This is a genomic window from Lysinibacillus mangiferihumi, assembly GCF_003049665.1.
Taxonomy (GTDB): Bacteria; Bacillota; Bacilli; order Bacillales_A; family Planococcaceae; genus Lysinibacillus; species Lysinibacillus mangiferihumi.
The window spans coordinates 69,477-84,133 of record NZ_PYWM01000015.1; the positions used below are offsets into that span (position 1 = coordinate 69,477).

Consider the following 14,657-nt stretch of genomic DNA (forward strand, 5'->3'; position numbering starts at 1 on the left):
TATTTACATAGCTAGTATTTTAGAATCTATTTAATCTTTGCTACTGCAATAGGTGTGAACCTACTTAATGTAAAGGTTGCTTTTGATCGTCCAGCGTAAAGCCTTCTCCAGCAACATCCCGAACTTCTGAAATAGAGAAAAAAGCATGCGGATCGACCTCATGAATAATCGATTTTAAGCGTACAACTTCATTGCGTCCGACAACGCAGTAAATTACTTCTTTTGCTTGTTTTGTAAAGTGACCGTGACCTTCTAAAATCGTGACACCTCGTTCCATGCGCAAAGCGATCATATCCGCTATCGCACTAGATTTTTCTGAAATAATGAGTGCGCCACGCCCTGAATAGGCGCCATCCTGTACAAAATCAATAACACGAGCACCTACGAATACAGCGACAAGCGTGTACATCATTGAACGTGCATCTAAAAATGTTAGCCAAGATAATAAAATAACAATGGCATCGAATATAAACATTGTTTTCCCCATACTCCAGCCTAGATATTTATGTCCGAGACGTGCTAATATATCCACACCACCAGTTGTACCACCGAAGCGGAACACAATGCCTAGTCCAAGCCCAACGAAAATACCGGCAAACAATGCCACGAGAAATAAATCATCCTCTAAGTGAATAGTGAATTGGTATTTCTGGAATATTTTCAGAAAAATTGATACTGAAATTGTACCAATTAATGTGTAAATAAAAGATTTTTTACCTAGTAAGCGCCAACCTAAAATAAACATTGGAATATTCAACAGTAAATTAAGTAATGCGGGGTCCCAACCTAGTGTAAAATAAAGAACAAGGGTAATTCCGCTAAAACCGCCTTCACCTAAATGATTTTGCATATTAAAGTGTACAAAACCAAAGCTAAAAATGGCTGCTCCGAGCATTATTGCGATAATATTACGTATTTTAATCTGTTTAAACATAAGACCTCCTGTAGTTCTTAGCTATGAAGTAGTGGATTCTATTATCTGTCATTTTATTGTTTTTGACAACAATGGTGTAAATTTTATACGATGGTAATTAGGAGTGTGATATTGGATGACAGAACAGATTACGATGCAAGCCTTGCAAAAACGTGTGGATGATTACATTGGGCAATTTAAGGAAGGTTATTTCCCACCTTTTGAACTACTCGCACGTTTAACGGAAGAGCTTGGAGAACTGTCGCGCGAAGTGCAGGACGTTTACGGTCAAAAAAAGAAAAAGAGCACAGAAGAAACGAATAGTATTGAAGAAGAACTAGGTGACTTTTTCTTTGTTTTAGTATGCTTTGCAAATGCACAAGGTATAAAATTAGATGAGGCACTGTTGCGTGTCATACATAAATTTGAGACGAGAGATAAGGATCGCTGGACAAGAAAGGAAGAGGAATAATGTCGATTCGTGTAGCCATTGCAGGGCCAAGAGGAAAAATGGGAGCTGAAGCTGTACATACAGTCATGAAACATGCCAAAATGGAGTTAGTAGCTGTACTAGATTATAAAGAGGTTGGTCATACATTAGCTGATTTAGAAATGTTCCCAGCAAGCTATACAGCACCAATATTTACAGATATGCATGAACTAGTAGAGGCAACGGCCCCTGATGTTTTAGTCGATTTAACGAATCCACATGCAGTATATCATCATACAAAAGAAGCACTAAATTTAAATGTACGACCAGTGATTGGTACAACAGGTTTTACAGATGCACAACTAGAAGAATTATCAGCACTTGCGAATGAGAAGGAGTTAGGTTGTATTATTGCACCAAACTTTGCGATTGGCGCGATTCTGATGATGAAATTTGCTAAAGAAGCAGCAAAATATTTACCTGATGTAGAAATCATTGAGATGCACCATGACCAGAAGTTAGATGCACCATCTGGTACAGGGGTTAAAACAGCACAAATGATCCAAGAGGTGCGTGCACAAAAAATGCAAGGTCATCCAGAGGAAAAAGAAACGATTGAAGGAGCAAGAGGAGCAGATTTTGATGGCATGCGCATTCATTCTGTTCGCTTACCTGGTTTAGTGGCACACCAGCAAGTATTATTTGGAGGAGACGGCCAACTGTTAACAATCCGTCATGACTCATTAAATCGTAATTCCTTTATGTCTGGCGTTGCTTTTTGTGTAGAAGAAGTTATGAAAATGGATCAGCTCGTTTATGGTTTAGAAAACATCATCTAAAGAACGGATGGAATACTTATGAAAATTGCATTGATTGCACATGATCGCAAAAAAGATAATCTAGTACAGTTTGCTATTGCTTACCGCGATATTTTAAATGAGCATACGCTTTATGCTACAGGTACAACAGGGCAACGTGTGATGGAAGCTACGAGCTTAGAAATTACACGTTTTCGCTCAGGTCCTCTTGGAGGAGACCAACAAATTGGCGCTATGATTGCCAATAATGATATGGACATGGTGATTTTCTTCCGTGATCCATTAACAGCACAACCACATGAGCCAGATGTTTCTGCACTTATCCGTCTTTGTGATGTTTACCAAGTGCCACTGGCAACAAATATGGGAACTGCAGAAATATTACTAAAAGGCCTACAAGAGGGCTTTGTGGATTGGAGACTGATTCAAGAAAGACGAGACTAAAAGACGTGATTTTAGAAAGGATGATCATCGAATGAGAAAGCTTAAAATCGGCATTACCTGTTATCCAACTGTTGGAGGCTCTGGTGTGATTGCAACAGAATTAGGAAAAATGCTTGCAGAGAGAGGACACGAAATACATTTCATCACCTCCAGCGTACCATTTCGATTGAATAAAATTTATCCGACCGTCTTTTTCCATGAAGTAGAAGTAAATAATTATTCAGTATTTCAGTATTCGCCGTATGATATTGCATTAGCGAGTAAAATGGCGGACGTGATTAAAGATGAAGGGCTAGACGTGCTCCATGTACATTATGCCATCCCACATGCTGTATGTGCGGTGCTAGCCCGAGAAATGAGTGGGCAAAATATTGGTATTGTGACAACGCTCCACGGCACAGATATTTCCGTGCTTGGACAGGATTCAACGCTTTCACAAGCTATTAAATACGGCATTGATAAATCTGATATTGTCACAGCAGTATCACAGTCACTCAAAGAACAAACTTACAAACTAATTGATACAGTAAAACCAATTGAAACAATTTATAACTTTGTAGATGAGCGTGAATATCGTCCACTTGACGCTGGTAACTTAAAAGAACAGTTTGGTATTCAAGCTGATGAAAAAGTTATCATTCATGTGTCAAATTTCCGTAAAATTAAAAACCTTCCTCATATTGTCGATGCCTTTATGAAAATCCGTGCTAATATGAAAGCGAAACTATTGTTAGTAGGAGATGGACCTGAAAAGCATCGTGTGATGGACCAAGTAAAGGAAAGTCCATATGTTAAGGATGTTTTATTTTTAGGCAAGCAAGAAAATTTAGCTGAATTATACGCTATTAGTGACTTAAAGCTATTACTGTCCCAGCAGGAATCTTTTGGCCTTGTACTGCTAGAAGCAATGGCTTGTGGTGTGCCATGTATCGGTTCGAACGTTGGTGGAATACCAGAAGTCATTGATCATGGTGTCGATGGCTACTTAGTAGAATTAGGCGATACAGATGCTGTAGCTGAGTATGCTGTAGAATTATTAAATGATGAAGATAAATTACTTCGTTTCCGTGAAGCAGCAATGCGCGCAGTCAATGAAAAATTCCATTCATCTAAAATTGTCGAGCAGTATGAACAACTGTATGAAAAGGTAGCGGAAATAAACCATGCAAAACACTAAAGAATGGCAAGCAGCCTTCACAGTTATTGAGCAATTGGAGAAGGCTGGCTATGAGGCAGTTGTCGTAGGTGGCGCTGTGCGAGATGCAATTTTAAATCGTCCTGCACATGATGTTGACGTAGCGACAAATGCATTGCCACAAGAAGTTAAAACTGTTTTTAATCGTACCGTTGATATCGGTATTCAACATGGTACTGTACTTGTCATTGTGCCAGAAGGGCCTGTTGAAGTAACAACTTATCGCACAGATGGAGAGTATACAGATCATCGAAGACCTGAGGAAGTTCATTTTGTACGTTCCTTGAAAGAAGATTTACAGCGCCGTGATTTTACGATGAATGCTATAGCCATGCGTAGAGATGGTTCATTTGTCGATTTTTACGGTGGGCAACGTGATATTGAGGCTAGCGTGATTCGAGCTGTAGGGGAGGCGAAGGTGCGCTTTGCCGAGGATGCCTTACGAATGCTAAGAGCTGTGCGATTTTCAGCACAGCTTGGCTTTTCGATTGAAGCGGCTACCCTTCAGGCAATGCAGCAAAAGGCCCCCGATATTGCATGGGTTGCCAAAGAGCGCATGAAGGCTGAACTTGATAAGCTATGGATAGGAAAAGATGTATATAATGGCATTAAAAAGCTTAAAGAAAGTGGACTGGTGTCTTATTTACAAGGGGATTTCCAAGTAGACCATTGGCGTGGTTTTGCTGTAGAAAATGCAACTTGCGGTTGGGCGTATTTTGCTCTTGGACAAAAAGAAAATTGGCAGGAAGTGTTGCGTGCTTATCGTTTATCGAATAAGGAAATGGCATTTGTGAAGGCTGTTTTAAGTGCGTTCTATGCCTTACAGAATGGCTGGACGAGTATGGACTATTTTACGTATTCGCTAGAGGAGCTTGAAACAGCACACTATTTTGCACAATTGAAAGAGCAAGTTACCATTTCGCAGCACAGTATACGTGAAGTACAGGCAAGATTACCAATAAGAAATCGCCAAGAGCTTGTAGTGAATGGAATGGATTTACTACAATGGTCTGAACAAAAACGTGGTCCTTGGTTAAAAGAAGCGTTGCAAATGATTCTAACGGCTGTTGTTAACGGGGAGCTAATGAATGAGCGAAACCACATAAAGGAATGGTTTGAGCGTGCGTATGTCCATAAAGGATGAATCATTGATGATATAAAGTAAATTAAGCAAGTGACAAAAAGTGACCATGAAAATACGTCATTAAAAGGGTCACTTGCTTTATCTTTTTTGGGACATAGCACACACTTTATACATAAACAACGTGTAGTAAATTTCAATCAAGGGGTGTTTGGGTGATGATTGACATGAACCATTTAAAAGGTGAGAGAGTGATACTGAGAGAAATGGAACAACAAGATTGGAGCGCTGTGCATGCATATGCATCGCAACCAATTGTTTGCCAATATCAACCTTGGGGTCCGAATTCCGAGAAAGAGTCACAAGATTTTGTAACACAAGTAGTTTTGGAGGCGGCTAACGTTCCGAGAAGTCGCTTCGTTTTTGCTGTTATGGAAAAGAATCGAGTCATCGGTGCTGGAGAAATGAATATTCGGGATTTTACAAATAGACAAGGTGAGATTGGCTATATTATTCATCCAGATAATTGGGCAAAGGGATACGCTACTGAAGTAGCAAAGCTTCTGATTGAATTTGGATTTAGTGCATTAAATTTACACCGTATTTTTGCTACTTGTGACCCAAGAAATCTAGGCTCGGCAAAAGTGTTAGAAAAAATCGGTATGACTTACGAAGGTAGAATACGGCAAGATTTGCTACTAAAAGATGGCTGGCGAGATTCTCTTTTATTCAGTATTTTAAAGCATGAATGGTAAATCTTATTCGCATTTCGTGCTAATGAGATAGGTTATGGGTTAAGGTTTGCAATGAAGAAAAATACTAAAGGATTGGTTTGAGTATGAGTATGAGTATGTCCATGAAGGATGAAATTTTAAAAAGATTATTAGCATCTAGCGGTGAGGCGGTTTCAGGACAGGAGTTGGCAGATTCACTAGGGGTATCACGTACGGCAATTTGGAAGCATATGCAGACGTTGCAAGAGGAAGGCTACACCTTTGAAACCGTTAAGAAAAAAGGTTATATGTTGACTGGTGTACCGAATAGTTTAAGTCCCACACAAATAGAATTATTTTTAAATACAGAGCGTTTTGGGCGAGAAATTCACTATTTTGATGTAGTCGATTCCACACAAACCATTGCCCATAAACTTGCACAGGAAGGAGCTCCAGATGGCACAATTGTGATTAGTGAAGAACAAACAGCGGGGCGTGGACGTATGGCAAGACCATGGGAATCAGCAAATGGTACGGGTATTTGGATGACCATTATTTTACGACCAGATGTCTCACCACAGCAAGCATCTTCGTTCACACTTGTCGTAGCGGTTGCGGTTACAATGGCGATTAAAACATTGTATAAACATGTAGAGCCCACTATTAAATGGCCAAATGATTTACTGATAAACGGTAAGAAATGCACAGGTATTTTAACAGAGATGCAGGCAGAGGCAGACCTTGTACAAGCATTACTTGTAGGAATCGGCATCAATGCCAACCAGCTAGAAAGCGATTTCTCACCAGACATCGCAGATATTGCGACATCTTTACGTATTGCGGCAGGGGAGGAAATTAACCGTGCTGCACTTGTCGCAACAATTTTGCAATATTTAGAGCAGTTTACTGCACTATACGTGAAAGAGGGCTTCTCTAGTATTAAAGCGCTTTGGGAGCAGATGTCGTGCACGATTGGTCAACGCATCGAAGTGACAACTTTAAGAGAACGCTTTGAAGGAATTGCCAGCGGTATTACAGATGATGGCGTGCTTCAGCTAACGCAAAACGATGGGACAATACGAACGATTTATTCGGGTGATATTAAAATTTTATAAAAAACGGAAGAGGCTGGGACATAAGAGAAAAAGTGTTAGATTGAACCCAATCAATCTAACACTTTTTTGCTATGCCGTTGTTGTCCGCTACGGCGATGCTTTCCGCTCAGCACAGTAAGCCGCAACCCTCTGCTTTCGCGCGTATGCCCGCGTCTTACATTATGTGCTGTTCGGAGCTGGAGTCACCACCTCCGCTACCAACAACTAGTGAACACTTCTAATTTTTTTAATTGCAAAAGCAAGAATAGCTAAGGTCCCCATATAGCAAAAATTTATGAACAGCTTTCCTCTGTTCCTTAAATTTTTTTAGTTTTGTCCTAGCCTCTTTGTTTTTAAGTAAGATAACGTTTCATTATTAGCGCTTAGGCTATGTGACGTTTAGTTTAAAGATAATTCTAAATCCCCATGTGACAGAGACACATTTAGCTGATTATTTCCTTCAAGAAGTTGTGAAGCCTTGCTATTGTGCTCACGATCATTCACTGTAATCTCCCCAAAGCTTGTTTTTAACTCAAAGCCTAGTTCACTTTTTTTATTTTGCAAGTCTAACGTTGTATCCCCAAAGTTAGAGGTGATTTGTGATTGACCGTTAAGTGTTCCTTCTATATCAATTTCTCCATGCTCGCTTTCAACAACAAAGCCATTACTGATGAATTGTTCGAGAGTCAAATCCCCGAAAGCCTGTGTAATCTCCGTTTTCTCACTAGTAATATTTTGGAGTAGGATATCGCCATAATCCCCTTTGATAGTTAGTTGTTGGTAGTGTAGCCCTTGAAGCATCGTATCGCCAAAATCACTGTCTACTATAAGCGAATTTAACTTTGCATCTTTTGGCACAGTAATGATGATCGAAGGTGTTTTAAACGTTCCAATGCCAAATGTGACGCCATTTTTTCCTTTACTTTTTGTTTCAACTGTTAATGTACCATTGTCCATGCTATAAGATACATCTGTGTTTTTTACAACATTTGTTTCTAATGTGTAGCTATCGCCCTGAAGTATTTCGACATCTCCATAGTTGTTTATTACATGAATATCTGAAAATGCTTCGAGGGTATGGGAATTCTTTTCGAGCCCATTATTACTTGGTACAGAGAAGCCGTTATCCCCTTTTACAATCACCCATTTACCACCAGAGGTAAAACCAATGACGGCAAGTAAAATCCCTAAAGTAATCATACTAAAAGCGATGAGCTTATGTCGTGAAGTCATCTATAGTCCCCCCTTGTGCTTTTTCGTCATTTTATGGAACAAGTTTGCTAGTACTTCCACGCAAACCATACCAATTTTCTTCAGTAAGCGGGCAACGATTGGGAAAAGCAGGACGCCTAAACCTGTTACCACTAATCCTATCCCTATAAAGAGTAATGCGGTTGGCCAGTGTTCGGTTAATACGAGCACTCCTGAAATAAGTGCTACAATACCGCCAAAGAAAATACTTAATACCATTGCAACGATTGCAATAACAAAACTAAAAATAACTGCTCCAACCGATATAATAAGTGCTACCGCTACAGCAAGTAATGGTAAAGATAGTGGTGCCGATAAAATCGCAAGAATAATAAGCCAAATAGCAGTCATATTTTTCTTTGTAGAAGAGGGTGTCGCATCTAAATCCTTTAAGGCAAAATCAGCCATTATTTGTGAGGCCACAACAGAAGGAGAGCCTAGTTGTTGTATAACTTGTTGCTCATTTTCTACGCCTGCTTCATCAAAATACTCTTCATAGTAGACAAGCGCTGCATTTAGTTCATGCGCTGGAAGACGACGTAATTTCCCTCGTAGCTTTTTTAAATAGCTTTCTCTATCCATCTAATTTCCCTCCTAAAAGTACACAGTCAACTTTTTGTTTATACATTTGCCATTCCTGTAAAAGCTCTAGCAATCGTTTACGCCCTTGCTCGGTAATTTGATAATACCGTCTATTTCGTCCTTGATAGGGTTGGTCATACGTTGTTAGATAGTTAGCTTTTTGTAAACGACGTAATACCGGATACAGCGTTGATTCGGATATATCCATCACAGATTGTACTTGCTGTGTTAACGAGTAACCGTATGCATCCTCTTTATCGACAATGGCAAGTACACAAGCGTCAAGTAATGCGGAGCCAAGCTGAAATGTCATCTTTCCACCTCACATTCTATTACCTATACAAGGTTTTATATTATATGTTGTATAGTATGTGGATAGTATATGACGTATAGTATATATTTGTCAATTTTTTTTACCATTATCTTTACAAATAAATGCTCCTTGTAGTGAATTGCTAGAAAAAACTATTTGAAGATTAGCTAATGAATCTGTTATAGTAATGGCTGAAGGGCAGTATCCTTGTGAACGGCACCTTCAACAGCGTTTAACAATTTACAACAAATATCTGCCTTGATCTTTTATAGACAGGGACGGAAGAAAACGATACGTTCAAAATTTAACTTGATTGAGTGGGAAACCTAATCGCAAATGATAAGTCGCGACTAGTTTTTATCTGCCTAATTAACGTTAAAACCTCATCATGCATCACTTCAATTTTGTTTTATCCAGATAACAAAATTTAGATGATGTGTTGGTATCAGTGAGGAAAAAACGGTACTGAACGAACTCATGACCTTTCTGTCCAAATTTAGGAATAGAAAGGTCTTTTTTGTTTTCTTTCCTTAAAAAAGGAGGACTACACAATGAAGACAACATCAGATTTTTTAAAAATGAAAGCAAATGGGGAGAAAATCGTGATGCTAACAGCCTACGATTATCCTTCCGCAACATTTGCCGAGCAAGCCGGCGTTGATATGATTTTAGTGGGAGATTCACTTGGAATGGTTGTACTCGGTTATTCTTCTACGATGCCAGTGACAGTAGCCGATATGGTTCATCATGCAAAAGCTGTCCGTCGTGGGGCAAAAAATACGTTTGTTGTCGTGGACATGCCATTTGGTTCTTATCACGGGGATGTCAATGACACGTTAAAAACAGCGGTATCCATGATGCAAGAAACTGGTGCAGATGCCCTTAAGGTTGAAGGTGCAGGAGATGTAGTGCCAGTGATTAGTAAATTAACATCAGCAGGTATTCCAGTCGTTGCACATTTAGGTTTGCAACCGCAATTAGCAGGCGTGCTTGGAGGCTATAAGGTGCAAGGGAAAACCGCGGAACAGGCAGCTCAACTTATTGAAAATGCCAAACAATGTGAAGCAGCAGGCGCATGTGCAGTTGTTTTAGAATGTATTCCACATCAACTAACGGATTTAGTATCCGCAGCACTTACGATTCCGACAATTGGTATTGGGGCGGGTATTGAGGCTGATGGACAAGTATTAGTTTTCCATGACATGCTCAGCTATGGTTCGCATCATGTGCCAAAATTTGTAGAACAATTTGCTGATATGGGAAGTGAAGCCAGCAGTGGCATTGCAAGTTTTGTGAATGCTGTGAAGACAGGGACATTTCCAACATTAAACCACTCCTTTACGATGAAAGAAGAAGCATTGGATCAGCTATACGGAGGCGTAAAGTAAATGAAAGTCATTACTACAATCAAAGCACTGACATCAGAAATTCAAGCAGCTAAACGAGCGCAAAAAACAATTGGACTAGTGCCAACAATGGGTTTTTTACATGAAGGTCACTTAACATTAGCATCAAAAGCTCGTGCAGAAAATGACCTTGTTGTGATGAGCATTTTTGTTAATCCAACACAATTTGGGCCAAATGAGGATTTTGAAAGTTACCCTCGTGATTTGGCAAGGGACACTGCTCTAGCACAGTCTGTCGGTGTAGACATAATCTTTGCACCAAGTGTGGAAGAGATATATCCGCATGATGGTGGTATTCGTATCCGCGCAGGTGAGCAGGCAACGCTTCTATGCGGAGCAAGCCGTCCAGGACATTTTGATGGTGTTTTACAGGTGGTCTCAATATTGTTTCATTTAACACAGCCAACACGTGCTTACTTTGGACAAAAGGATGCCCAACAAGTGGCACTTATCTCTACGATGGTGCGAGATTACCATTTTCCTTTAGAGATTCGTGTTGTACCAATTGTCCGAGAGGAAGATGGCTTAGCGAAGTCTTCTCGCAATGTATATTTGAGCGAGGTGGACCGCACAGAAGCACCGGCTATTTATGAGGCTTTGCAACTGGCTCAACATAGCTTTTTAGCGAATGGTGATGCAACAGCAGCCCTTGCAAAGGCAAAAGCTCATATCGCAGCACGCACACATGGCAAAATTGACTATATAGAATTATTGGCTTATCCCGATCTCCTGCCTGTAACAGACCAAACGGAACAAGTTCTTTTGGCAGCCGCCGTCTACATCGGCCAAACACGTTTAATTGATAATTGTATTTTTATTGTGAAAGAAGGAAAATAACATGTTACGAATGATGATGAATAGTAAAATCCACCGTGCTACTGTAACGGAAGCGGATTTAAATTATGTAGGCTCGATTACAATTGATGAGGATATTTTAGATGCCGTTGGAATGTTACCAAATGAAAAAGTGCATATTGTGAATAATAATAATGGTGCGCGCTTTGAAACGTATATTATTGCAGGTGAGCGCGGATCAGGCGTGATTTGTGTCAATGGGGCAGCAGCGCGTCTCGTACAACGTGGAGATATTGTAATCATTATTTCATATGTTTATGTGGATAATGCAGAGGCCAAGGACCATAAACCGACAGTAGCCATTATGGGAGAAGGCAATACCATTAAAGAAATGATTGCCTACGAGCCAGAAGCAACTGTATTGTAGTGCCAGTCACCCACACAATTCTTTTAGTAAAATCCACTGCGCTTACGGTGTACAAGCGCAGTGGATTTTTTTTGGTGCCAGTCACCAGAACAATTCGTAAAATTCGCATAATTCATATGATTCTCGCGCGTTTTTTTATTGAAATGGCGCAAGGATGACCTGCGAGATGTATTTATGATAAAATTCATCTATCTAATGTGAACTGTGAGTTGAGATGTATGATGGAAAGTCAAAAGTATGCAATAGTTGATTTGGAGACGACAGGTCATTCTCCAGCAAATGGTGACCGAATGATTCAAATTGCCATTGTCATTATGAAGGATTGGAAAATAGAACGCACCTATACAAAATTTATTCATCCAGGGAAATCGATTCCGTCCTTTATTCAAGATTTAACGCATATAACGGACGAGGATGTGAAAGATGCCTTGCCGTTCGAGGCACATGCCGACTACATATACGAATTAATTTCCGATTGTGTTTTTGTCGCGCATAATACGGATTTTGACTTATCCTTTTTACAAGCAGAATTTAAACGAGCGGGTTTACCAAAATGGCATGGTAAGAAAATGGATACAGTTGAACTAGCAAAAATTTTATTTCCCATGTCACTTAGCTTTAAGCTAGGTGATTTAGCCGCAGACTTAAATATTGACCTTGAAAATGCGCATAGAGCGGATGATGATGCGCTGGCAACGGCTGAACTTTTTAAACGTAGTTGGAAAGAGCTTCTAAGCCTTCCACAACTAACGCTCGAGCAAATGCATAAACGTTCATTCCGTTTAAAATCTAATTTGTCCCAGCTTTTCTTTGAAGCATTACAACTTAAACGTCATCATAGAACAACTGATGAAAATATTACGTACTATCGCAATATTGCAATTTGTGATGGTCGTCAAAAACGGGTTCTAAAATCCGAGCTAGCACCTTATCCAAAAACAATAAATGAAAAAGAAGCACTGATGACAAAAGCTATGCCAAACTTCGAGCAACGACCTGCCCAATTTACGATGATGGATACAATTTGGCAAGCATTAAATGACAAAGAAGAATGTGTGATTGAGGCTTCGACGGGCATCGGCAAAACAGTCGGTTATCTTTTACCTAGTATTTTATATGCGCGGGCGAACAATAAAAAAATTGCGATTAGTACGTATACAGCACATCTACAGGAGCAACTTGTAGAAGAAGAACTACTAAAAATCGAAAAAATTCTTGATACAAAAGTAAACGTTGCTGTACTGAAAGGTATGCAACATTATATCGACCTTGCTCGCTTTGAACAGTGTATGGCATATGCAGATGAATCATATGATGATACATTTACCATTTTACAGTTGCTTGTCTGGCTGACAAAAACGCAGACAGGCGTATTAAGTGAACTTAATGTTTCCGGTGGGGGACAGCTTTTTTTAGAAAAAATTCGCAAATTGCCTGAGGAGAAACCGACAAAGGGCTTTGATTTTTATGAGCAAGCATTAAAAAATAGTACGACAGCGGATTGCATCGTGACAAATCATTCGATGGTCATTAGTGATTTAGTTCGTCAAACACCAATCTTTAGACAAATCGATGGGTGGATTATCGATGAAGCGCATCAAGTTATTCAAGCAGCTATGCAACAAGATGAAACCGTCTTTTCCTACACACAATGGAAATATATTTTTGGCCAAATTGGAACAATGGAAGATACAGCGCTCTTTCAACAATTCAGTCAGGCAGCTAAAAAGAAACAGCGCATTCCAATGCAAAGTTTACAGCAACTTGACAAACAATTTATCCGATTACAGCGTGTTTTCGATGACACCATTGGGCATGCTGTACAAAAAATGCAACAGCAAGTTCGAGGCAAACAGGCTAGTAGCAAATGTACCCTGTTCTTAGAGGATGTATCACTAGCAAAAGAGCCGCTCTTACAAGTCAGCAAACTATTACAGCACTGGCTTGATCTTGCGGTGGAAGCTGGTAAAGCTTTTGAAAATAATATTGAACAGTTAGACAAAAATGAGGTTTTTATTTTATCTGAGTGGCACTATTGGATTCGAGAGTTGAAGCTAAGAATTGCGGAATGGGAGGAAATTTTCCTTTTACATCAGGACGAACATTCCGTTTGGTTTGAATTTGATTTACGCAGTGTCCCTGGCAGTCTGCATGTTTATAAGAAGCCAGTTAATGTTACACCAATTATAGAAAAAGTAATGGCGCCACTTCGTAAACAAGCAAGTATCGTTTGGACTTCAGGCACTTTAACGGTACCAGGAAATGAACGCTTTATTACGCGTCAGCTTGGCATTTCAGATAGTGTGCAAGTTATGCAGTTACAAGCACCAGCATCATATTATTCCGGTGCAAAAGCGTTTATTGTCACAGATATGCCAGATATTCAACAGGTGACGCAGGCAGAGTATATTGAAGCAGTGGCGCATGCGATTACACGCACGGTTCGCATGACAGAAGGACGTTGCTTTGTGTTATTCACTGCCCAAGATATGTTAAGAAAAACGGTTGAGCTGATTCAAGATAGTGAGCTTCTCGATGACTATATGCTCTTTGCACAAGGTGTCACAGGTGGTAGTCGCATGCGCATTCTTAAATCATTTCAGAAGTTCAACCAAGCAGTGCTATTTGGCACAAACAGCTTTTGGGAAGGGGTAGACGTTCCTGGTGATGCACTTTCTTCTGTCATTGTTGTACGACTACCGTTTTCTTCACCAGAGGAGCCAGTGTTCAAGGCGCGAGCCAAACATCTAACATTACAAGGGCGCAACTCCTTTACGGAGCTATCTTTACCGGAAGCAATTATGCGCTTTAAGCAAGGATTTGGCCGTTTAATTCGATCATCCCAAGATAAGGGCGCATTTATTGTGCTAGATCGCCGTATTAGCACAAAATCTTATGGCAAAGAATTTATTCATGCATTACCGCCAATCGATGTGAAGAAATTACAACTCCCAGAGTTGTTAAAAGAACTTAATTATTGGAAGAAATAAATATTAAACCCCCTAGTGGTGCTACACCCCAAAAGTTAGAGTTAAAAAACTAACTTTTGGGGTGGTTTTTTATATGTTCTTGCAGCAAAAATAGGTTCTATAATATTTGTTGGGGTATTCACACAATTCCACGCATAAAAAAAGCACAGATTCACCGATTTATATATACTTGAATTGTCGAGAAACAAGTAATAGAAAGGTGAAC

Annotated in this window: 15 protein-coding genes; 11 read left to right on the top strand and 4 right to left on the bottom strand. The window is 39.8% G+C overall.

The annotated features are described in order from the left end of the window. Positions 1–64 precede the first annotated feature (64 nt). Positions 65–934, bottom strand: a complete 870-nt coding sequence (locus tag C9J37_RS14850) for a YitT family protein (protein WP_107895958.1) — start codon at positions 932–934, stop codon at positions 65–67. Positions 935–1,049: 115 nt separating this feature from the next. On the opposite strand from C9J37_RS14850, the gene C9J37_RS14855 reads away from it, so the two are divergent. The 7 genes from C9J37_RS14855 (at position 1,050) to C9J37_RS14885 (ending at position 6,709) form a co-directional block, all read left to right on the top strand. Continuing rightward, entirely contained in the window at positions 1,050–1,385 is a 336-nt protein-coding gene (locus C9J37_RS14855; RefSeq protein ID WP_024364257.1) for a nucleotide pyrophosphohydrolase, read from the top strand. Beyond that, positions 1,385–2,182: a 4-hydroxy-tetrahydrodipicolinate reductase gene (dapB, locus tag C9J37_RS14860; protein WP_024364256.1), complete on the top strand. Its 798-nt coding sequence runs from the start codon at positions 1,385–1,387 to the stop codon at positions 2,180–2,182. The genes C9J37_RS14855 and dapB overlap by 1 nt, the downstream gene beginning before the upstream one ends. Positions 2,183–2,200: 18 nt before the next feature. Continuing rightward, entirely contained in the window at positions 2,201–2,605 is a 405-nt protein-coding gene (mgsA, locus tag C9J37_RS14865) for a methylglyoxal synthase (protein WP_024364255.1), read from the top strand. 31 nt (positions 2,606–2,636) lie between these two features. Then, the gene (bshA, locus tag C9J37_RS14870) at positions 2,637–3,782 is read left to right on the top strand and encodes an N-acetyl-alpha-D-glucosaminyl L-malate synthase BshA (protein WP_024364254.1); all 1,146 of its coding nucleotides are present in this window, start codon (positions 2,637–2,639) and stop codon (positions 3,780–3,782) included. Continuing rightward, complete coding sequence (locus tag C9J37_RS14875) at positions 3,769–4,944, top strand: CCA tRNA nucleotidyltransferase (RefSeq protein ID WP_107895959.1); 1,176 nt, start codon at positions 3,769–3,771, stop codon at positions 4,942–4,944. Before bshA ends, C9J37_RS14875 begins: the two co-directional genes overlap by 14 nt. 155 nt (positions 4,945–5,099) lie before the next feature. Next, positions 5,100–5,636 carry a GNAT family N-acetyltransferase gene (locus C9J37_RS14880; RefSeq protein ID WP_407656251.1) on the top strand — a complete coding sequence of 179 codons (537 nt, stop codon included), beginning with the start codon at positions 5,100–5,102 and terminating at the stop codon, positions 5,634–5,636. A gap of 89 nt (positions 5,637–5,725) precedes the next feature. Further along, positions 5,726–6,709 carry a biotin--[acetyl-CoA-carboxylase] ligase gene (locus tag C9J37_RS14885; RefSeq protein ID WP_107895989.1) on the top strand — a complete coding sequence of 328 codons (984 nt, stop codon included), beginning with the start codon at positions 5,726–5,728 and terminating at the stop codon, positions 6,707–6,709. A gap of 378 nt (positions 6,710–7,087) precedes the next feature. On the opposite strand, the gene C9J37_RS14890 is transcribed toward C9J37_RS14885, so the two are convergent. The 3 genes from C9J37_RS14890 to C9J37_RS14900 are packed head-to-tail and all read right to left on the bottom strand — an operon-like array spanning position 7,088 to position 8,834. After that, entirely contained in the window at positions 7,088–7,921 is an 834-nt protein-coding gene (locus tag C9J37_RS14890; protein ID WP_107895960.1) for a DUF4097 family beta strand repeat-containing protein, read from the bottom strand. Further along, the gene (locus tag C9J37_RS14895; protein WP_107895961.1) at positions 7,922–8,521 is read right to left on the bottom strand and encodes a DUF1700 domain-containing protein; all 600 of its coding nucleotides are present in this window, start codon (positions 8,519–8,521) and stop codon (positions 7,922–7,924) included. It lies immediately after the preceding gene. Continuing rightward, entirely contained in the window at positions 8,514–8,834 is a 321-nt protein-coding gene (locus C9J37_RS14900; protein WP_024364248.1) for a PadR family transcriptional regulator, read from the bottom strand. Before C9J37_RS14900 ends, C9J37_RS14895 begins: the two co-directional genes overlap by 8 nt. A 551-nt stretch (positions 8,835–9,385) precedes the next feature. On the opposite strand from C9J37_RS14900, the gene panB reads away from it, so the two are divergent. The 4 genes from panB (at position 9,386) to dinG (ending at position 14,452) form a co-directional block, all read left to right on the top strand. After that, positions 9,386–10,222 (top strand): 3-methyl-2-oxobutanoate hydroxymethyltransferase, encoded by an 837-nt coding sequence (panB, locus tag C9J37_RS14905; RefSeq protein WP_107895962.1) that lies wholly within the window; start codon positions 9,386–9,388, stop codon positions 10,220–10,222. Further along, complete coding sequence (gene panC / locus C9J37_RS14910; RefSeq protein WP_107895963.1) at positions 10,223–11,077, top strand: pantoate--beta-alanine ligase; 855 nt, start codon at positions 10,223–10,225, stop codon at positions 11,075–11,077. It begins immediately after the preceding gene. Between the two features lies 1 nt (position 11,078). Next, positions 11,079–11,462 (top strand): aspartate 1-decarboxylase, encoded by a 384-nt coding sequence (gene panD / locus C9J37_RS14915; RefSeq protein ID WP_024364245.1) that lies wholly within the window; start codon positions 11,079–11,081, stop codon positions 11,460–11,462. A 218-nt stretch (positions 11,463–11,680) separates the two neighbouring features. After that, positions 11,681–14,452 (top strand): ATP-dependent DNA helicase DinG, 3'-5' exoribonuclease type, encoded by a 2,772-nt coding sequence (gene dinG, locus C9J37_RS14920; protein WP_107895964.1) that lies wholly within the window; start codon positions 11,681–11,683, stop codon positions 14,450–14,452. The last annotated feature ends 205 nt before the right edge of the window (positions 14,453–14,657 follow it).